The following is a 20375-nucleotide window of genomic DNA, read 5'->3' as shown; positions in this document are numbered from 1 at the left end:
GACGGGTGGGCCTAACAAACGGCAATTTATACCAATAATGGAAAGAGTCCACCTTTCCACGGACAAATTCCACCGAATATTCGACAAAAGTCCTGGCAATAATGCAACACAGCCTAAATCACTTGAATTTTCCAAAAAACTCAGTAGCGTTTGCTATTTTGATATTTGCGTCTTTTACGCAAAAAAAGAAAAATTGGTAGTTGGGCGCTCTAATTGCCGTACTACCCCCCCAAGACTCCAAAATGGCCCAACGGGTAAACCATGGAAGTAAATAATGAACACCTATAACAATGCAATTACGGCTTCCGGATACGGTTTCGGCCGGGCCTTTGCAGATAATTTTCTCGGTGAGGCTCCTGATTGGTACAAATTAACCATCGCCGCCTTCCTACTACTCAATCCACTGTTGCTCTATGTGAGCGGACCGTTCATTACCGGCTGGGTGCTTATCGGTGAATTTATTTTCACTCTGGCCATGGCCTTAAAATGTTACCCACTGCAACCGGGTGGATTGATCGCTATTGAAGCAGTGCTGATGGGAATGACCAGCACCGATGCGGTCTACCACGAGGTGGTTGAGAATATCGAAGTAATATTGCTATTGATGTTCATGGTGGCCGGCATCTACTTTATGAAGAGCCTACTTCTCTTTGTATTCACCAAAATCCTGATCCATGTAAAATCCAAAAGTTTATTGTCATTGCTGTTCTGTGCCGTTTCAGCCGTACTTTCTGCGTTCTTGGATGCACTCACAGTCACGGCAGTACTCATTGCTGTCGCCGTGGGCTTTTACTCGGTCTATCACCGTGTTGCCTCACAGCAACCGCACCACCATCATGGCCACGACCACTCGAATGATGAACATGTGGTGGAATATCATCGTGAGGACCTGGACCAGTTCCGGGCCTACCTGCGCAGCCTGATTATGCACGGTGCTGTGGGTACCGCGCTCGGAGGTGTATGCACTCTGGTCGGCGAGCCACAAAACCTACTGATCGCCGAAAAAGCGGGGTGGGAATTTGTACAATTCTTCCTGCAGATGGCCCCAGTAACGATTCCCACTCTGTTTGCGGGTCTTATCACCTGTGTGTTCCTTGAAAAAACTAAAATTTTCGGTTATGGCGCCCAACTTCCCCAGGCGGTACGCGAAGTTTTATTAAACTCCTCCCGGGAGGAGGAGAGTAAGCGCACATCCGCTCACGTTGCAGAACTGTGGGTGCAGGGTATTGTGGCTCTGATGCTGGTGTTCGCTTTGGCTTTTCATGTTGCCGAAGTCGGTATTATCGGCCTGATGGTTATTGTATTGCTAACCGCTTTCAATGGCGTTGTTCAGGAAGCTCGCATTGGCCACGCCTTTGAAGAGGCACTACCCTTTACCGCTCTTTTAGTGGTGTTTTTCGCAATTGTTGCAGTCATTCACCAACAGCACCTGTTTGAACCAGTTACGCACTTCGTACTATCGCAAAAGCCCGAACAACAACCTGGGCTGCTCTTTATTGCCAATGGCATTCTGTCAATGATCAGCGACAACGTATTTGTGGCCACTGTTTATATCAACGAAATTAAGACTGCCCTTATAGCTGGCGACATTACCCGCGAGCACTTTGATAAGCTGGCCATTGCCATTAACACAGGCACCAACCTGCCTAGTGTCGCCACTCCCAATGGCCAGGCTGCCTTCTTATTTCTGCTTACTTCGGCTCTTGCCCCGCTCATCCGCCTTTCCTATGGCCGCATGGTATTAATGGCTTTGCCCTATACGCTGGTACTGAGTACAGTAGCCCTAATCTGCGTAGTCTACGCCATTTAGTGGTAAGTATTCAGGCGGGATATTATATGAATGCGCGTGTAACACGGACCCAGCAACCAGATAGGTAACTGGGATAAAGACTGAAAATTAAAAATAGCAAATCCACTAAAAAGCCCGCATCGCGGGCTTTTTAGTTTCTTTACCAGAAGTGTTTGCCGGCAGATTTCTGCAATAGCTCCAGCATGGATTGGTGCGCCTCCAGCTCCTGGGCATTAGCTTGTATTACAGCGAGGGGGGAGCGACTCTGGGAGAGCCTGCGGATTACGGTTGATGCGCCCTCCCCTTGCACCTGCTCGCCCTCATCCGAGCTTTGCCCATCACCGCCCTGGGCCAAACCCAGGTCGGTCTGGCCACCGGTCATCATCAGGTAGACGTCGGCGAGAATCTCCGCGTCTAATAGGGCGCCGTGCAAATCCCGCTGGGAGTTATCGACAAAATAGCGCTTACACAGAGCATCCAGATTATTCTTTTGCCCCGGGTGCTTCTCCCGAGCAAGAGCCAGGGTATCCAGCACGCTGCAGTGAGCGCTCACACTTTGCCAGCGAGGATTACCTAACCGCTTTAATTCAGCATTGATAAAGCCGACATCAAACGGCGCATTGTGGATGACGAGTTCAGCCCCTTCACAAAAGGCCATAAATTCATCGGCGATCTGGGCAAAAAGAGGCTTATCTGTGAGGAATTCATTCGTGATTCCATGAACTTCAATAGCACCATCATCCACTTGCCGCTGCGGATTGATATATTGATGATAGTGGCGCCCGGTAAGCTTACGGTTTTCAAGCTCTACACAACCAATCTCAATGATCCGATGACCACTCTTGGGGTCAAGGCCGGTAGTTTCAGTATCCAGTACAACCTGGCGCATAGTTCACCCCTCAGAATTACAACTCATCCAGACCGCGATTAGCCAGCTGATCGGCCCTTTCATTGCCGGGGTGCCCAGCATGGCCCTTCACCCAGTGCCACTCCACTTGGTGTCGTGCAACACCTTCATCTAACTGACGCCAGAGATCGGCATTCTTAACCGGCTTTTTACTTGCCGTCTTCCAGCCATTCTTTTTCCAGTTGTTGATCCAGCCGGTAATACCCTGCCTCAGATATTGAGAATCGGTATGCAGATCAATTTGGCAGGGCTGCTTGAGAGCTTCCAATGCTTTGATAGCAGCCATCAGTTCCATACGATTATTCGTCGTGTGGGGCTCCCCACCGCACAACTCTTTCTCGATATCACCGTAAACCAACAAAGCTCCCCAGCCTCCTGGTCCCGGATTTCCACGACAGGCACCGTCGGTATAGATAGTAATTTGTTTCAAAATCAACGCCAAAATTGCAGCAAAGCGACCTTTGAGGATTTTCTCCAAGGCTAGCGCTTCTGGTGTTTCCCCCGCGCGGCAACACGCGGACTTGTCGGCGTGGCCACCAGGGCGGGCTTCCGCTCAGTGCGCCAATCGATTTTGATTGCACGTACTCGAGACACTTCTTTGCGCGCGACTATGATGTAAAACCCCCCCCAAGGCAAGCCCAGGCGGGTAGCCAGGCGCTCCATCCAGACTGTTTTGGCAAGAACCTCACGCTGCTGTATGGGCAGACGGAAAAAACCCCGGTGCACCTGCTCAGCCTGAAGATCCAATAAGTTCATCCAGTCCGCCACTCTGGCTGCACGCAGTTGATTACCCTTTTGATAAGCGCCGCGAGAGAACAGTAAGCGGGAAAGACCAAGTAATGAGAAAGGGTTGAACCCCACCAGCAACATGTGACCACCAGGTATTAAAACCCGAGCAGCCTCCCGTAATACCTGGTGAGGTTGAGAAGAAAAATCCAACAAATGATGCAAAAAAACTACATCAATCGACTCTGAGGGGAGAGGCAACTGCTCCAACTCCACAAGAGCCCCCCCACGTTGCTCGGCACAAACTGCCAAGCGAAAACAGTGATTGATACGACTAGAGGCGGTAAAATCCACAGCATCGGTAACACCTGCCTGTAACAGGTGATAACCAAAGAAGCCCTCGAGGAGAGGCTGTACCAGAGTCAGCTGTTGCGAAAGAATCTCTTGCCCCAAGCGGCTTGAAAACCAGTGAGACATCGCCGGGCAGGCTTTGGCCAGTAACGATTTTTCTATCGGCTCTCGAGATCTAGACTTATCAGTCATCAACTCTCCTTATAAAATCCACACTTATCCGCTCGGTAAGCTCCACGCCCAAATTACACCAAACTCTCACCGCGCCAAACAGTCTAACACCGAGCCCGCCTACCTCCCCATTACTAAGTAGGGAGATATTGGACCCTGGTTAGCGCCTTGCCGCACACCACCTTCTAACTTCCATGATATGGTTTCAAAATTGTGTTGGCAGGTAGGACTAATATGCTATCCATAACCCCCATTCCCGCATTGAATGACAACTATATCTGGCACCTTGCGAAGGATAATCAACACTGGGTTGTCGATCCAGGAGAAGCCGAACCCGTAATCAAAGCGCTCAATGGAGCGCCGCTTAGCGGTATATTGATCACTCACCACCACTATGACCATACCGGTGGTATCAAAGCACTACATAAGCAATACCAATGCCCTGTGTTCGGCCCAAAATCGATCAAGGGTGTCACAAACCCTATTGCCGGAGGGGATCATTTTTCGCTACTGGGGCTAGCGCTTGAAGTCTGGGACATACCCGGCCATACCCTGGATCATTTGGCTATTATTCTCACTGAGGAATCCTCCGGGGGACGCTCACAACCACACCTCTTTTGTGGCGACACACTTTTTGCCGCAGGCTGTGGTCGTTTATTTGAGGGCTCACCCAAGCAAATGTATGACTCTCTTCAAAAACTGACCTCTCTCCCCCAAGGTACACGCGTTTATTGTGCGCATGAATATACCCTGGGCAACCTCCATTTTGCCCACACCATAGAGCCCGGCAACAGCGTAACCAGCAAACGGCTGGCCGACAGTCAAGTACTGCGGGAAGCCGGCAAGCCCACTTTGCCATCAACAATCGCTGAAGAAATCGCAACAAACCCTTTCCTGCGCTGCCATATACCTGAGGTTGCCCAAAGCGGCGCCAAGCACTTGGGGCAAGACAGCTCCAAACAACTCGATGAAGTAGAAATATTTGCCAGCCTCCGCGACTGGAAGGATCACTTTTAAGCGAGAGCATGAAGGACGTCATTATTCCGGTAATTTTTCATTCAACTTAAAAAACTGTCTGTTTTTTATCCATTCGCGTTGACCGAAACTATTTCCGCTAATTAGAATCAGAAGGCTATGATCCAATGCTCAGTGTTAGCAGATAATAAGCGCCTCCGCGCGACCTGAGCGGGAATTACAAGAATTACTCGCGGATACCAAACATGGTTCACAAGAATTTTGCCGCCGCATTGTTGGCTGCTACGGTTGGGGCTTGCTCGCAATTGCCAGAAACGGGCTCATCGCCCGATAGCGAAAACCCCCAGATACAAGAAACCACTGCTGCGAACAACCTTGCGACTCCCGCTCCCAAGTCGGCGGACGAAGTCCTGCCCCCCACAGATATCTGGGAGCGCCTGCGCCGAGGGTTTCACCTCAATCACCGCGTTGAGAATCCCAAGGTAAAGGATTACATCGCCTATTTTTCCCGCAATGAAGGCTATATGTCGCGGGTTACTGAACGATCGCGCCGCTATATCTTCCATGTTGCCGAAGAGCTAGAGCAAGCCAATATGCCTCTCGAGCTGGCTCTGCTGCCAATTGTGGAAAGCGCATACGACCCCTTTGCCTACTCCCATGCCCAGGCCTCCGGAATGTGGCAATTCATCCCAGCGACCGGGCGGTCTTTCGGCCTGCAACAAAACTGGTGGTACGATGGCCGCCGCGATGTACACGAATCAACCCGCGCTGCTGTTAAGTACTTTAATTACCTCTTCAAGCGTTTTGATAGCGACTGGGAGCTTGCCCTTGCGGCCTACAATGCTGGTGAAGGAACGGTGCGACGCGCAATGGAACGCAACCGTCGTCGAGGGCTGGGAACGACTTTTTGGGACATCAAATTACCGCGAGAAACCAAGCGCTATGTGCCGCAGCTTCTGGCTCTTGCGGAAGTAGTGTCCCGCCCAGACCATTACAAAGTGCCCTTGCACGATGTCGCCAACGAGCCCTACTACACGCGTGTAAATGTCGGTAGTCAGATTGACTTGGCTCAAGCCGCAGAACTTGCCCAAATCGAATTGGATGAACTCTACTTACTCAACCCCGGCTTCAATCGTTGGGCAACAGACCCCAATGGCAATCACCACTTACTCATCCCTGTAGATAGTCAGGAGCGCTTTGAGGGCGCCCTCAAAGACCTACCGGTAGACCAGAGGGTGACCTGGGAGCGCTACACCATTGCGCGAGGCGATTCCCTTTCGACGATCGCACGGCGATACCAAACCACGATCACCGCCATCCGCGAAGCCAACCGATTGCGCAGTAATAATATCCGTGCCGGCAAGATGCTATTAATCCCCAGCGCCTCCGGCCCCACAGGACAGTATGCATACACCGTCGATCAGAGAGTCAAGCAGCGTCAAGCCTCAGGGAAAGGGCAAAAATCAAGTTATACTATCCAGCCAGGAGATAGTCTCTGGGCGATATCTCGCAAGCTAAAAGTCAGTGTCAAAGAGCTCGCACGCTGGAACAGTATGGCTCCTGGCGATACCTTGCGACCCGGCCGAACTCTGGTTGCCTACAGCGACACCACAAATGGCAGTAACCGCACCACACGAAAACTCTCCTATAGAGTGAGAAATGGAGACTCCCTCTACCGAATCGCTACTAAGTTCAGCGTAAAAATTGATGATATTTTACGCTGGAACAAAATCACTAAATCAAAGTACCTACAGCCGGGCCAACGCTTAACTCTGTTCGTCAATAGCGCCCATAACAGCTGATTCCCTCAGAGCTTGCCCCACTCTGGGGCGACCAAAATAAAAAAACCCGGCTTATGCCGGGTTTTTTTCACTCTGAACAAGCTCAAGCTACTCGTCCGGGGAACTCAGTTCCACGCTAGCCTGATCGGACAGGTAGCGGCGGATTGCGGCAAGCTCAGCGCCGCCATTAACAGAGGCTAACTGCTGCATCAGTGCCAGGCGTTGTTCTTTACTCTGCTGGGAAAGATCACCAGGACGTACATCGCGCAAAGCGAGAACCACCTGATTTCCACTGCTGAGAGCAAACACCGCAAGCTCTTCGGAACCAGAAGCAGGCGCCGGTAAAGAGAATGCTTTGCCATTGATCTCTGCGCGTTCGCCAAAACCTCCCCGGCGCGTCTTCTCGCTAGACTCCAGGGTGAGGTCCTGCCCTTTGGCCAACTCAGCAAAATCGCCACCCGACGCCAGCTTCTGCCTCAGAGTTTCGGCCTGTTTAGCCAGCTGTTCACTAGCCTTGTCGCGCTTCAGGCCCGCAACAATCTGTTCGCGCACCTCTTCCAGCGGGTAGATCCCGGCAGGCTTGGATTCAGTGACACGCAATACAACGGAGTGCTCATTATTGAGATTCAGAACATCGGAAGTGTTGCCATCTTCCATAACCTCAGGAGAGAAAGCCGCCTCAACTACCTGACCATTTGCCAAAACACCACTACCTTCTTGACGAGAAAAAAGGCCGCTGGTTTGTAGAGGTACGCCAAGCTCTTCGGCCGGGCCCGCAAGACTGTCAGCATTGTATGCCAGGTCAGCCAGACGGCTCAGGGAGTCTACAAATTCCCTCTCCGCAGCTGCTGTGCGCAACTGCTTTTCGATTGCACTCTTACGCTCTTCGAAAGTGGGAGGCTCACTCTCCTCCACCTCCAGCAACTTGATCAAGTGGGTACCGCTATCGGTCGTAACCGGCCCTGAAACCTGACCAACTTCCAGAGTGGCAAGAGCCTCTTCGAAGGCCTGAGGGAAAACATCGCCGGTAGTAAAACCTAGATCGCCTCCCTCCTCGCGGGAACCGATATCTTCAGAGTAACTCTTGGCCAGCTCAGCGAAGTCCTCACCAGCACTCAGTTTTGCCTGGATTTCTTCTAACTTTGCCTGATCTGCGTCCTCCAGCAGGATATGCGCAGCACGGCGACGAAGGTCAGAACCGAAACTGGCCCGCTCTTGGTCATACTGGGCGCGGACATCATCTTCAGAGACATCGATATTGGAGGCAAAAATTTCTGGGGTTAGCTCGATATACTCAACGGCCACCTGTTCAGGTCGCTGGTACTGGCTTTGGTTTTCTTGATAGTACTGCTCAACTTCAGCGTCGCTGACTTCAGTGGAGGCCAGTAATTCCTGCACGGGTAACACCACGTAAGTGAAATCGCGCTCCTCCATTGATGCAGCCACCACCTGCTCGGCATCCACCTTGGTGGTGAAGGCACTCGCGGTGACACCGTCAGCATATTGTTGCAGGGTAAGGTCACCCGCAACAATTTGCGGGAAACTGGCTGTGCTATAGCCCATGCGGCGTAAAGCATCACGGTATAACTGAGTATCAAAGGTCCCATTTACCTGGAAAGCCGGAATATCGGTTATGGCCTTATTGACCGCCGCCGTGCTCATGACCATTCCGCTTTCCTGGGCGGCCTGACGCATGACGGATGTGGAAATCAACTGGCGTAAGACCGGTTCACGCAGCTGTTCGTCACTGATCAGATCCGCCGGAACATTTTCACCGTATTGGTTCATGATCATACTGCGGCGGTTTTGAATGGCCCGCTGCAAATCCATATTGGTGATTTTCTCACCATTAACCTCGGCAACCGCATCAGCGGCACCACCACTGGCCCCGGAGAAAAAGTCGATTCCTCCAATCACCATAATGAACCCAAAGAACGCCGCAACAATAATTGCAGCTGTTCCCTTCAGATTATCGCGCATGGACTGAAGCATGCTCAGCTCCGAAATTTGACTCTAGTTATTCAACTGTGCAGATACAAAAAAGGCGCATCCAAATTGATACGCCTCTTTGTAACTTCGATTTTTTACAAGGTCTCGAAGTTCACCGAAACTTAGTTTACGGCGTCTTTCAGGGCTTTACCGGCCTTGAAGTTGGGAATTTTTGCCGCGGCAATCTCAATCGGATCACCAGTGCGCGGGTTGCGGCCAGTGCGGGCTGCACGCTCTTTCACAGCAAAAGTACCAAAGCCCACCAAGGCAACCTGATCGCCTTTTTTAAGCGCATCAGTAATGCTGTCAACCATTGCGTCCAAAGCACGGCCAGCTGCAGCTTTAGGAATATCTGCAGACTCGGCAATTGCTTCAATCAGTTCGGACTTATTCACGCTTAATCCCTCTGTTCTTTTAAATATGTTCAGGGCATACCCTCAGGCAAGGTATCCCTATTAGTAACTTTCTAACCACCGACAATTTTAGCGCCGGCCAATAAGGCCCGTTTTATACCAACTGCCCGGTAACGGGTCAAGGAACCATGCGGGTTTCCGGCCAGTGGAACAAAGCCCAGGCAACAAAAATCAATTTAGTGGTTAGGTTTTGGTCTTGTAAATTGTTACGGGGCGACAATAGCCGCCCCAAATGGATTAGTGAGTCTGGATAGATCTTTGCGAGCGCTCTTCCGCTTTCTTTTGCAAGGCGGAATATTCCTCATCAGAAAGAGACTCAGGCTTGTGTTCAAGCGCCAACTCGAGCACCTGATCAATCCATTTCACTGGTTTTACTACCAGGTCCTGAAGAATATTGTCAGGAATATCCTTCAGGTCCCGCTCGTTATCCGCAGGGATCAGCACAGTTTTAATACCGCCCCGATGCGCTGCCAATAACTTCTCTTTGAGACCGCCAATCCGTAAAACCTCTCCGCGCAAAGTGATTTCTCCGGTCATTGCCACATCGGAACGCACCGGGATATCGGTAAGAACGGAAACCAGTGCCGTACACATAGCTATACCCGCTGATGGACCATCTTTTGGCGTGGCACCCTCGGGAACATGGATATGTATATCTCGCGTCTCGTGGAAATCCGGCCCGATACCGAGGGCCTGGGAGCGAGAGCGCACCACCGTCAAAGCGGCCTGGATCGACTCCTGCATCACATCACCAAGAGACCCGGTTTTGATCATACGACCCTTGCCTGGTACCGCAGAAGCCTCAATATTGAGAAGCTCTCCGCCAACCTCAGTCCAGGCAAGACCGGTAACAATCCCTATTTTGTTTTCTTCCTCTGCGCGGCCGAAGTCGAATTTTCGCACGCCCAACAGCTCTTCTAACTGATCAGGCTTAACGATTGCTTTTTCGTCCGATGGATTTCGCACATGTTCGGTGACGATCTTACGACAAACCTTCGCAATTTCCCTATCCAAACCACGAACACCAGCCTCGCGGGTATAGTAGCGAACGATGTCTCGAATAGTCTGATCAGACAGTTCCAGCTCATTCTCTTTCAAGCCGTTAGCCTTGCGCTGCTTGGGCACCAAGTAACGTTGGGCAATATTGAGCTTCTCGTCCTCGGTATAACCGGGGATACGGATAACCTCCATGCGATCCAGGAGAGGACCGGGGATATTCATGGAGTTCGAGGTACATACGAACATCACGTCAGAAAGATCGTAATCCACCTCCAGGTAATGGTCGTTAAATGTCTTGTTCTGTTCCGGATCCAAGACTTCCAGCAGGGCGGACGCGGGATCCCCGCGCTGATCCATACCCATTTTGTCGACCTCATCAAGTAAAAAAAGGGGATTTTTGACCCCAACCTTAGAGATCTTTTGAACCAGCTTACCGGGCAGAGAACCTATATAGGTGCGGCGATGCCCGCGGATTTCTGCTTCATCGCGAACCCCGCCGAGTGCCATGCGCACATACTGGCGATTGGTCGCACGAGCAATGGACTGCCCGAGTGAGGTTTTACCCACCCCAGGCGGCCCAACCAAACACAAGATCGGCCCTTTAACTTTTTTCACGCGCTTTTGTACAGCCAGATACTCGAGGATCCGCTCCTTCACTTCATCAAGGCCATAGTGTTCCTTCTCGAGGATCTCCTCGGCCTTTTTCAGGTCGTGTCGTACACGGCTGGCCTTTTTCCAAGGGAGGCTCAGCATCCAGTCGATATAGCTGCGCAGTACCGATGCTTCAGCAGACATCGGGGACATCATCTTCAACTTACCCAGCTCAGCGCGGGTTTTCTTCTCAGCCTCAGCCGACATCCCAGATTCGGCGATTTTGTTCTCAAGCTCTTCAATTTCATTGGGTTCTTCGGTGATTTCGCCCAACTCTTTCTGAATCGCCTTCATCTGTTCATTGAGGTAATACTCGCGCTGGCTTTTCTCCATCTGCTTCTTCACGCGGCCGCGAATGCGCTTCTCGACCTGAATCAGATCGATCTCGGAGTCCATCAGGCCCAGCAGGTGCTCCAGGCGCTCTTTGACATTGGAGGTCTCTAAAAGCTCTTGCTTTTGCGCCAACTCAAGTGACATATGGGCAGAGATAGTATCTGCCAATCGTCCCGGCTCATCGATACCCGACAATGAGGTAATAACCTCATTCGGCACCTTTTTACTGACGGAGACATATTGCTCAAACTGGGTCATCACCGAGCGGACCAGGGCCTCTGTCTCACCTTCTGGGAGCTCTATAGTCTCCATAGGCTCAACACTGGCTTCAAAGTGATTATCACGCTCAGCAACATCGAGGATATTGACCCTCTCCCCCCCTTCTACCAGAACTTTAACGGTACCGTCCGGAAGTTTGAGAAGCTGCAGAACACTGGCAATCGTGCCAACGCGATAGATGTCTTCGGCACCAGGATCATCTTCTGATGCTTTTCTCTGGGCCACGAGTAACACTTGCTTATCCCTGCGCATGGCCTCTTCCAGAGCCTCAATGGATTTTTCCCTGCCGACAAACAGCGGAATCACCATATGGGGGTAAACAACAACATCGCGCAATGGCAATAACGGATATTCAAGCTTGGTGTCGGGTGACTGATCCATAGAACTCCTCTCGGCCCTATCACTGGGTATTTGGCGCGGCATCATGCTGCTGTTGAAATTGACAGCTTAATTTGGGCCACCGCCCTTCAGTTGCTAGAGATGGGGGGGGAGAGCCCGAAATACAAGTCTAATCTCGCGACCAATTTGTGCCGACTTCAACTGAGCACTCGGTAGATGTTAATGCCTCTACGGGCCAATTTGGCAGGATATCCGCTCTTTTAATTAAAAAACGGCATAAAAAAAGCCCCGGTTATGGGGCTTTCTTGAGTGAAGAGCAGCTACTCTTCAGGCGCAGCCTTTTGTGGCTGACTTTCACTTTCGTAAACAAGTAACGGGGCGGACTCTCCCTTGATCACAGCCTCATCAATAACAACTTTGGCAACATCATCAGAAGATGGAATGTCATACATCGTCTCCAGCAGCACCGACTCCATAATGGAGCGGAGCCCTCGGGCACCCGTCTTACGTTCCATCGCTTTCGTCGCCACGGCATCCAGGGCATCTGGACGGAAATCCAGCTCTACATCTTCCATCTCGAAGAGCTTCGCATACTGCTTTGTCAAGGCGTTGCGCGGCTCGGTGAGAATTTGCACCAGAGCTTCGCGATCGAGCTCTTCCAATGTCGCCGTAACCGGCAGGCGTCCAACGAACTCAGGTATCAGGCCGTAGCGGACCAAATCTTCGGGTTCCAGCTCGCGGAGAACCTCTCCGAAATTACTAGTAGCGTCCTTAGACTTCACCTCAGCACTAAAGCCGATGCCACCCTTCTCTGAGCGATCTCGGATGACCTTATCCAAACCGGCAAAGGCACCACCACAGATAAACAGAATGTTCGATGTATCCACCTGCAGGAATTCCTGCTGCGGATGCTTACGTCCGCCTTGAGGGGGAACAGAAGCGACGGTGCCTTCGATCAATTTCAGCAACGCCTGCTGTACACCCTCACCGGAAACATCCCGAGTGATAGAGGGGTTGTCAGATTTGCGTGAGATCTTGTCAATCTCATCGATGTAGACAATACCCTGCTGGGCTTTCTCGACATCATAGTCACACTTCTGCAGCAGCTTCTGAATGATATTCTCGACATCCTCACCAACATAACCAGCCTCGGTAAGGGTGGTAGCATCGGCGATGGTAAAAGGTACATTGAGCAGCCGTGCCAGGGTTTCAGCCAGCAGGGTTTTACCGCTACCGGTTGGCCCCACCAAAAGGATATTGGACTTGCTTAGCTCGACCTCATCCTTACCTTTTACGCCAGCCTTACTGCGCAGACGCTTATAGTGGTTGTATACCGCAACGGCCAGCACACGCTTGGCCCCCTCCTGACCAATCACATACTGATCGAGGATCTCAGTTATTTCGCGTGGTGTGGGCAGACGCCCTTCCGGGCCCTCCGCAGTCTCCTGGACCTCTTCGCGAATGATATCGGTACAGAGCTCGACACACTCATCGCAGATAAAGACTGACGGCCCAGCGATTAACTTCCGCACTTCCTGCTGGCTTTTGCCGCAGAAAGAGCAGTACAGCAACTTGCCGCTGTCTTCTCCGCTGCTTTTGTCGGTCATCAAAATACTCCGTGGTCACTGGCCTACCAGGGCCTTCAATTCAGCTATTACAGCAAGATGCTGCCTTTTGGCGTATTTTTCAAGCCCCCTTTGCCTGAGAAATCACATACAGGGAGCCTGGAATTCGATCAGGACGCCATCAGCAAATTATTTTCGTTGATTTGCTTACTTTTCCATCGCTTGGCGTCTGGAGAGCACATCATCTACCAAACCATACTCCTTGGCTTCATCGGCACTCAGGAAATGATCTCGCTCGGTATCTCTCTCAATATCACTGACCGGTCGACCAGAGTGATGGGCCATGAGCTCATTCAAACGATGGCGAATCTTAAGAATTTCCTGCGCCTGGATATGAATATCACTAGCCTGTCCTTGGGCGCCACCACTGGGTTGATGGATCATTACCCGAGAATTAGGTGTAGCAAAACGCTTTCCAGGTGCACCAGAGGTCAGCAAAAAAGCCCCCATGCTGCAGGCCTGACCGATACACATAGTGCTCACGTCCGGCTTGATAAACTGCATGGTGTCATAAATAGACATACCCGCCGTAACCGAGCCCCCAGGGGAGTTGATGTACAGGTGGATATCCTTATCGGGGTTCTCCGCTTCGAGGAACAACAACTGGGCAACCACCAGGTTGGCCATGTGGTCTTCGACTGGTCCAACCAGAAAAATAACCCGCTCTTTTAATAGACGGGAGTAAATGTCAAAAGAGCGCTCACCCCTGGCAGTTTGCTCTACCACCATGGGCACCAAACCAGTGGCTGAAGGGTCGATCGAGGCTAGAGGATTATCAATTCGTGCCATAGGTACCATTGCTTCCTTTTGTGGCGTATTCGACAGGCCAGCGTACAAGCGTCTCGCGCCTGTGCTGAAAATTTGGTTTTCAGAGCTTAACCGGTCAAGCAGGATAAAGCCAGCCGGTAAAAAGGAAGGAGATGCAAGGGCGCCCGACTAATGCGGGCGCCAATGCATTCTTATAAGGCCGGGTAATTAACCCTGCTTCTGCGGCTTGATTACGTCGTCGTAAGTGCTTTCCACTTCTTCAACTTTTGCAGACTTAAGAACAAAATCGACAACCTGGTCTTCCAGCACCACCGATTCAACTCCAGACAGCAGCTCACGATTGTTGTAATAGTATTCAACCACCTCTTCTGGTTGCTGGTACGTGGAGGCGAGCTCCTCAACCTTAGCCTTGACGAGGTCAGCATCAACCGACAGTTCGTTCTTCTTAACAATCTCACCTACAACAAGACCCAGAACGACACGGCGCTTGGCCTGTTCTTCAAACATGGTATCCGGGAGCATGCGCTCTGCATCTTCAGCCTTAATCTGGCCACCAAACTGCTGAATCATTTGACCACGCAGGGTGCGAACTTCGCCGGCAACCAGAGCTGAAGGCAAGTCAACCGGATGCTTTTCGAACAACTGATCCATTACCTGGGTCTTCACTTTGTTCAGCGCTGCATTTTTCAGCTCGCGACCCATGTTATTGCGTACTTCTTCGCGGAACTTCTCTTCTCCACCCTCTTGCACACCATAAGCAGCGAAGAACTCTTCGTTCAGCTCTGGCAACTCTGGCTTTTCAGAAGAGGTTACTTTGACATTGAAAGTTACCGCGGCACCGCGCAATTCTTCAGCCTGGTAGTCTTCCGGGAAGGTCAGGTCCAAATCTTTCTCTTCGCCGGGCTTCATACCCAGAATACCCTCTTCAAAGCCCGGGATCATCTGTCCAGAACCAAGGGTCAACTGATGATCTTCAGCCTTGCCACCTTCAAACTCTTCGCCACCTTTGCGACCGACAAAATTAATAGTCACTCGATCGCCTTTTTGCGCCTTGCGCTTAGTGTCTTTCCAGGAAGACTGCTGCTTGCGCAATACGTCGATCATATTCTCGACATCAGCATCGGTAACATTCGCAACTGGACGCTCTACACTGAGCCCTGCCAAGTCGGCCAGCTCTACCTCAGGGTAAACTTCAAAAGTGGCAACGTATTCCAGGTTTTCGCCAGTAGCTGTCTGCTTGGCTTCGATACTGGGCTGGCCAGCGGGCTTTACCTGCTCTTGTTGAACTGCGTCATAAAAAGAGCGGCTCATAACCTCACCAAGCACTTCCTGGCGAACGCCGGCACCAAAGCGCTGACGTACAACCTTCATTGGCACCTTGCCTTTACGGAAGCCGTTTACGCGAACAGTTTTGGCGGCCTGCTGGAGACGCTTGTCCACTTCTTTATCGACGATTTCCGCCGGCAAATTAACCGTTAAACGACGCTCCAGACCGGAAGTAGTTTCGATGGAAACCTGCATGTTTATCCTCGTGAGACTATCTCTGTAATCGCGCCGCAGCGCCAACGAATGCCGGGCCGCCGGGACTTAGCCGGCCACCTCGTAGGCACAACCATAAAAACTGCAGAGCAATTCCAGGCTTATGCCAAATGCACAAGAAGTCCGCACCCACCCTTCTGCAGGGCAAGTCACACGGACTTCAAAGCTCTTAATTTGGTGGGGACGGGGAGACTCGAACTCCCACACCTTTCGGCACCAGAACCTAAATCTGGCGTGTCTACCAATTTCACCACGTCCCCAAAAATTCTCTTATCGCTAACTCTTTGAAATACATAGAGTTTCAGGTCAAAAAAGACCCCATCGCGACAAGGGGTGCAGATTGTGCCACAGCATTTTGAAGGCATCAACACTTTAGTAGGCACATTCTTCACAAAATAAAAAAAGGCGCCACAAGGGCGCCTTTTTTATAGATGTGCAGCTACCTGGAGGAAAGCTTATACACGCTCTACGACGGTGGTAATACCTTGCCCCAAACCAATGCACATAGTGGAAACACCTAGATTTCCACCTTCATTCTGCATAACACTCAAGAGAGTGCCCGTGATCCGGACCCCGGAGCAACCGAAGGGGTGACCCAGAGCAATGGCACCACCGTACAGGTTGACCTTTTCATCCATTTTATCCAACAGGTCAAGGTCTTTCATTACCGGTAGCGCCTGCGCAGCAAACGCCTCGTTCAGCTCAAACTTATCGATATCGCCGAGAGTAAGGCCTGACTTCTTAAGCGCCTTCTTGGTGGAAGGCACTGGACCGTAACCCATGATCGAAGGATCAACGCCCGCCAAAGCCATTTCCTTAACGCGCGCAATCGGTGTCATACCCAGCGCCTGAGCGCGCTCAGCCGACATCACTAGCATAACTGAGGCGCCATCGGTAATCTGAGAAGAAGTCCCTGCGGTTACCTGACCGTGCTTCGGATCAAATGCCGGCTTCAGCTGGGCGAGACCTTCTACGGTAGTATCCGGGCGAATGGTTTGATCCGCCTCCACAAGGAAGGGGACGCCATCGTCATCATGCCCTTCAATCGCAATAATCTCGCGATTGAACTTACCTTCTTTAGTCGCTTCAGCCGCACGCTGATGTGAGCGCGCACCGAACTCATCCATCTGCTGGCGCTGAATACCGTGCATCATAGCCAAGTATTCAGCGGTCATGCCCATGGAACCAGCAGCTTTGGCCATGTAGCGGCCCAGCATAGGATTGGGGCTCACATGCTCCATCATATTCAGGTGGCCCATGTGCTCAACACCACCCACAACATACACATCACCCACGCCAGCCTGAATGTTGGCAGCAGCGGTATGCAGAGAGGACATAGAGGAGCCGCACAGACGGTTAACGGTCTGTGCAGGAATTGTGTGTGGCAGGCCGGCGCGCAGCAAAATAAAGCGGGCTACGTTAAAACCCTGCTCATCGCGCTGCATCACGCAACCCCAGATCAGGTCATCGATCTCAGCGGGGTCGAGTTTGTCGTTGCGCTGCAAAAACTTTTTCAACAGCTCAGCAGACATATCGTCGGCGCGCACATGGCGATACACACCATTCTTTGAGCGGCCCATGGCGGTACGCGCGTAGTCAACGATTACGGCATCTCTAGGATTTAAACTCATCGCTATTCTCCTCACTTATCGCCGTAGTAGGTTTTGCCACTTGCGGCCATTTCACGCATACGATCAGTCGGCTTGTACAACTCGCCCAGATCGGCGTACTTATCGGCAATCTTCACGAATTCATCCAGACCAATGCTATCCAGCCAGGCAAAAATGCCACCGCGGAACGGAGGGAATCCGATACCGTAAATCAGCGCCATATCGGCTTCAGCCGGGGAGTCAACGATCCCTTCTTCCAGGCAGCGAGCCAGCTCGGTGGCCATCGGCACCATCATGCGCTCGATCACCTCGTCCCTTTCGAACTCATGGCGCTCAGCAACCTGCGGCTTGAGTAACTGGTAGGCCTCTTCGGTAGCCACTTTCTTCGGGCGACCTTTCTTGTCTTGCTCGTAGTTATAGAAGCCCTTACCGTTCTTCTGACCGTAACGACCAGCTTCGTACATAACATCTGAGGCTGCAGTGAAGGTTTTTCCCATACGCTCAGGGAAGCCCTCAGCCATTACACCTTCCGCATGAACTCCGGTATCAATACCAACAACGTCCATCAGGTAGGCCGGACCCATAGGCCAACCCCAGCGCTCCATAACCTTATCAACGGCCTGGAAATCCGCACCATCGCGCACGAGCATAGAAAAACCGGCAAAGTAAGGGAACAGTACGCGGTTTACCAGAAATCCAGGGCAGTCGCGAACCACGATGGCCTTTTTGCCCATTTTGTTTGCGTAGGCTACAACGCGAGCAACTGCGGTATCGGAAGTCTTCTCCCCGCGGATCACCTCAACCAACGGCATTTTGTGCACCGGGTTAAAGAAGTGCATGCCCAGGAAGTTTTCAGGACGGGACAGAGGCTCAGCCAGCTGGTTAATAGAGATAGTGGAGGTGTTGGAGGCGATGACAGCGTCTTCGCTCACCTTGGTTTCCACTTCTTTAAGTACCGCGTGCTTGACTTTTGGGTTTTCAACAACCGCTTCCACAACAACATCGATATCCTCGAAGCCGTCATAGCTCAGGGTCGGCTCAATACGATTGAGCACTTCACCCATTTTTACCGGGGTGAGGCGTTTGCGGTCGACCAGCTTGGACAGCAGTTTATTCGCCTCATTCAAACCGAGATCGATACCCTTTTGATCAATATCTTTCATCTTGATCGGAGTATCTTTATAGGCAGACTGGTAAGCAATACCACCACCCATAATACCGGCACCGAGAACGGCAGCGCGCTCAATGGGCTTATCGGCTTTCTTTTCCCAACCCTTGGCAACCTTACTGATCGCCTGGTCCGCAAGGAACAGCCCTACCAGAGATTTAGCGGTGCCGGTCTGGGCGCAGAAAATAAATTTTTCCTGTTCAATCTTCAGAGCTTCATCGCGGGTCAACTTATAACCCTGCTCAATAGACTCAACGGCCGCAACCGGGGATGGGTAATTTTTGCCCGCCTGCTGACCAACAAACGCCTTGGTAGTAAAGAAGGCCATCAGGGCTTCGGTATCATTCAGCGGGATTGGAGACTTCTTGATCTCACGACCGGCCTTATAATCCAACTCACCTTTGATTGCGCGCTCAAGCAGCTTAATTGCTGCATCTTTGAGCTTATCGGTAGGCACTACAGTATCTACAGCATGAGCTTCCAGAGCCGCCGCTGGCTTCTGCTCTTTACCTGCGGCAATCCACTCGGCCGCCACATCCACACCCACTACCCGCGGTAAGCGTACCGTACCGCCCCAACCTGGGATAAGACCCAACTTAACTTCGGGCAGACCCACTTTGGCCTCTTCGCCCATCAAGCGGTAGTCACAGCCGAGGCAAACTTCGAAACCACCGCCCAGCGCATAGCCATTGATCGCCACAGCGGTCGGAACCGGCAGGTCTTCCAGGCGGTTAATATTTTCATTGTTCTGATTCATCAAATCAGCAACGCCCTCTGCGCCTGCAGAGAAAGCGTTACCAAATTCGGTGATATCGGCACCGACAATAAAGACACCCTTGCCACTGGTAAGCAGCACACCTTTAACGCCGTCTGTTGCTTCAATTGCATCCAGAGCCTGGGAGAATTCGGTAACCGTCTGACGGTTAAACTTGTTGACGGATTCGCCTTGCAGGTCGAATTTAAGCTCGGCAATGCCGTTATCCAGCATTTGTACCGTGAGCGCTTTGCCACTAAATAACATTGATTGACCTCTTTTATTCTGGGCCGCAATCCTGGACCCGGGGTCGGAATTTTTTTTGCAACCATGGACCGTCAGCTCTTGCGGTGACACTTTGGCCCAATACGGTCAGCCGTAGTATAGCCAGATTCAAACGATTGTTTGAATACCATTTCTTACAAAAACACTGGCACCAACAGCACCAAAGAACACAATATAGCCAGCCATAACTTGCTGGCCGGACGCTTTAAGCGGAGTCAGTCTATCGTGAATCAGTCCGCTTTTTCAGCTTGATGGCGCAAATCACCCTTTATCACGCCTCCTATTTGACTTACAGGTCCCCAAGACGCCTCAATGGCATGGGCCGGATTAACCGTACTAATCACCACGCAGTCCGTTTTACCTGGGTTGCGGAAACGGTGGGGTCGCCGGGTGCCGAAGTAATAACCATCCCCCGCCTCTAACAGGGCAAGATCGGATCCCGCAGATACTTCCAGCTCACCGGCAATAACTATCCCCCCAACCTCCCCATCGAAGATCAACGGGTTGGGGCCGGAATCCTGCCCTTCTGAAAACACGGTGCGCAAGATAGACATCGCACGCTGACTGCGGGAACCGCCGAGCAACTGACAAAAAAATCGGCCGTCACCGACATTTGGCATATCACTGGAGCGAAAGAAAATCGGATCCGACTCAACGAGCTCCAACGAAAAGAACTCAGACAGGGTCATAGGCACGCTACTCAATATTTTCTCAAGCGAACCTACAGAAGGGCTCACCCGCCCCTGCTCGATAAAGGAAATAGTGGCATTGGTGACACCCGCCTGCCGCGCCAACTGCCGCTGGGAAATGCCGTATATTTTTCGCACCAGTTTTAGACGGACCCCAAGATCTGCAGCATCTTTTTTTCCATCGCATACATCCATGTCTGCCATTGAAATCCTTACTCAGTTAACAGCGAATAC

At 51.6% G+C, this 20375-nt stretch carries 15 protein-coding genes and 1 tRNA gene; 3 read left to right on the top strand and 13 right to left on the bottom strand.

The genetic code is table 11. The features are described 5' to 3' along the window. Nucleotides 1-274 precede the first annotated feature (274 nt). Entirely contained in the window at nucleotides 275-1810 is a 1536-nt protein-coding gene (gene nhaB / locus ACCI51_RS15410) for a sodium/proton antiporter NhaB (RefSeq protein WP_299583336.1), read from the top strand. Between the two features lie 139 nt (nucleotides 1811-1949). Here the strand turns inward: nhaB and dnaQ are convergent, their stop codons facing one another. From dnaQ to ACCI51_RS15395, 3 genes are read right to left on the bottom strand one after another with little or no spacing between them, the layout of a single operon-like run. After that, entirely contained in the window at nucleotides 1950-2678 is a 729-nt protein-coding gene (gene dnaQ / locus ACCI51_RS15405; RefSeq protein ID WP_299583333.1) for a DNA polymerase III subunit epsilon, read from the bottom strand. A 16-nt stretch (nucleotides 2679-2694) separates the two neighbouring features. Beyond that, on the bottom strand, nucleotides 2695-3126 hold the full coding sequence (gene rnhA, locus ACCI51_RS15400; protein ID WP_371844364.1) for a ribonuclease HI: 432 nt from the start codon (nucleotides 3124-3126) through the stop codon (nucleotides 2695-2697). Nucleotides 3127-3176: 50 nt separating this feature from the next. Then, entirely contained in the window at nucleotides 3177-3965 is a 789-nt protein-coding gene (locus ACCI51_RS15395; RefSeq protein WP_299583330.1) for a class I SAM-dependent methyltransferase, read from the bottom strand. 213 nt (nucleotides 3966-4178) lie between these two features. Between ACCI51_RS15395 and gloB the strand changes: the two genes are divergently transcribed. Both gloB and ACCI51_RS15385 read left to right on the top strand, forming a co-directional pair. Then, a complete protein-coding gene (gene gloB / locus ACCI51_RS15390) occupies nucleotides 4179-4961 on the top strand; it encodes a hydroxyacylglutathione hydrolase (RefSeq protein ID WP_371844362.1) in 783 nt (260 codons plus the stop codon). A gap of 203 nt (nucleotides 4962-5164) precedes the next feature. Continuing rightward, the gene (locus ACCI51_RS15385; RefSeq protein WP_371844361.1) at nucleotides 5165-6721 is read left to right on the top strand and encodes a LysM peptidoglycan-binding domain-containing protein; all 1557 of its coding nucleotides are present in this window, start codon (nucleotides 5165-5167) and stop codon (nucleotides 6719-6721) included. An 87-nt stretch (nucleotides 6722-6808) separates the two neighbouring features. Here ACCI51_RS15385 and ACCI51_RS15380 read toward each other — a convergent pair whose 3' ends face one another. The 10 genes from ACCI51_RS15380 to ACCI51_RS15335 form a co-directional block, all read right to left on the bottom strand. Next, nucleotides 6809-8692, bottom strand: coding sequence for a SurA N-terminal domain-containing protein (locus ACCI51_RS15380; protein WP_371844360.1), 1884 nt, complete (start codon nucleotides 8690-8692; stop codon nucleotides 6809-6811). Nucleotides 8693-8811: 119 nt separating this feature from the next. After that, entirely contained in the window at nucleotides 8812-9084 is a 273-nt protein-coding gene (locus ACCI51_RS15375; RefSeq protein WP_067086576.1) for an HU family DNA-binding protein, read from the bottom strand. Between the two features lie 255 nt (nucleotides 9085-9339). Beyond that, the gene (lon, locus tag ACCI51_RS15370) at nucleotides 9340-11745 is read right to left on the bottom strand and encodes an endopeptidase La (RefSeq protein ID WP_299583318.1); all 2406 of its coding nucleotides are present in this window, start codon (nucleotides 11743-11745) and stop codon (nucleotides 9340-9342) included. Nucleotides 11746-12023: 278 nt separating this feature from the next. Beyond that, a complete protein-coding gene (gene clpX, locus ACCI51_RS15365) occupies nucleotides 12024-13310 on the bottom strand; it encodes an ATP-dependent Clp protease ATP-binding subunit ClpX (protein ID WP_299583315.1) in 1287 nt (428 codons plus the stop codon). Nucleotides 13311-13475: 165 nt separating this feature from the next. Next, nucleotides 13476-14117, bottom strand: coding sequence for an ATP-dependent Clp endopeptidase proteolytic subunit ClpP (gene clpP, locus ACCI51_RS15360; RefSeq protein ID WP_299583312.1), 642 nt, complete (start codon nucleotides 14115-14117; stop codon nucleotides 13476-13478). Between the two features lie 186 nt (nucleotides 14118-14303). Next, nucleotides 14304-15617: a trigger factor gene (tig, locus tag ACCI51_RS15355; protein WP_371844358.1), complete on the bottom strand. Its 1314-nt coding sequence runs from the start codon at nucleotides 15615-15617 to the stop codon at nucleotides 14304-14306. A 193-nt stretch (nucleotides 15618-15810) separates the two neighbouring features. Further along, nucleotides 15811-15895, bottom strand: a tRNA-Leu gene (locus ACCI51_RS15350). A 195-nt stretch (nucleotides 15896-16090) separates the two neighbouring features. Beyond that, nucleotides 16091-17266 (bottom strand): acetyl-CoA C-acyltransferase FadA, encoded by a 1176-nt coding sequence (fadA, locus tag ACCI51_RS15345; protein ID WP_371844357.1) that lies wholly within the window; start codon nucleotides 17264-17266, stop codon nucleotides 16091-16093. Nucleotides 17267-17277: 11 nt separating this feature from the next. Beyond that, nucleotides 17278-19434, bottom strand: coding sequence for a fatty acid oxidation complex subunit alpha FadB (gene fadB / locus ACCI51_RS15340; protein ID WP_371844356.1), 2157 nt, complete (start codon nucleotides 19432-19434; stop codon nucleotides 17278-17280). Nucleotides 19435-19682: 248 nt separating this feature from the next. After that, a complete protein-coding gene (locus tag ACCI51_RS15335) occupies nucleotides 19683-20345 on the bottom strand; it encodes a helix-turn-helix domain-containing protein (protein ID WP_371844355.1) in 663 nt (220 codons plus the stop codon). Nucleotides 20346-20375 lie beyond the last annotated feature (30 nt).

Source organism: Microbulbifer echini, assembly GCF_041447225.1.
GTDB lineage: Bacteria > Pseudomonadota > Gammaproteobacteria > Pseudomonadales > Cellvibrionaceae > Microbulbifer > Microbulbifer echini.
The sequence above is the reverse complement of the archived record's forward strand: the minus strand, read 5'-3'. Positions and strand labels throughout refer to the sequence as shown.

What these genes read in the sequence shown, in the direction of transcription:
- nhaB (WP_299583336.1), top strand. Translation starts at nt 275, where the DNA reads ATGAACACCTATAACAATGCAATTACGGCTTCCGGATACGGTTTCGGC.
- dnaQ (WP_299583333.1), bottom strand. Translation starts at nt 2,678, where the DNA reads ATGCGCCAGGTTGTACTGGATACTGAAACTACCGGCCTTGACCCCAAG.
- ACCI51_RS15395 (WP_299583330.1), bottom strand. Translation starts at nt 3,965, where the DNA reads ATGACTGATAAGTCTAGATCTCGAGAGCCGATAGAAAAATCGTTACTG.
- gloB (WP_371844362.1), top strand. Translation starts at nt 4,179, where the DNA reads ATGCTATCCATAACCCCCATTCCCGCATTGAATGACAACTATATCTGG.
- ACCI51_RS15385 (WP_371844361.1), top strand. Translation starts at nt 5,165, where the DNA reads ATGGTTCACAAGAATTTTGCCGCCGCATTGTTGGCTGCTACGGTTGGG.
- ACCI51_RS15380 (WP_371844360.1), bottom strand. Translation starts at nt 8,692, where the DNA reads ATGCTTCAGTCCATGCGCGATAATCTGAAGGGAACAGCTGCAATTATT.
- lon (WP_299583318.1), bottom strand. Translation starts at nt 11,745, where the DNA reads ATGGATCAGTCACCCGACACCAAGCTTGAATATCCGTTATTGCCATTG.
- clpX (WP_299583315.1), bottom strand. Translation starts at nt 13,310, where the DNA reads ATGACCGACAAAAGCAGCGGAGAAGACAGCGGCAAGTTGCTGTACTGC.
- clpP (WP_299583312.1), bottom strand. Translation starts at nt 14,117, where the DNA reads ATGGCACGAATTGATAATCCTCTAGCCTCGATCGACCCTTCAGCCACT.
- tig (WP_371844358.1), bottom strand. Translation starts at nt 15,617, where the DNA reads ATGCAGGTTTCCATCGAAACTACTTCCGGTCTGGAGCGTCGTTTAACG.
- fadA (WP_371844357.1), bottom strand. Translation starts at nt 17,266, where the DNA reads ATGAGTTTAAATCCTAGAGATGCCGTAATCGTTGACTACGCGCGTACC.
- fadB (WP_371844356.1), bottom strand. Translation starts at nt 19,434, where the DNA reads ATGTTATTTAGTGGCAAAGCGCTCACGGTACAAATGCTGGATAACGGC.
- ACCI51_RS15335 (WP_371844355.1), bottom strand. Translation starts at nt 20,345, where the DNA reads ATGGCAGACATGGATGTATGCGATGGAAAAAAAGATGCTGCAGATCTT.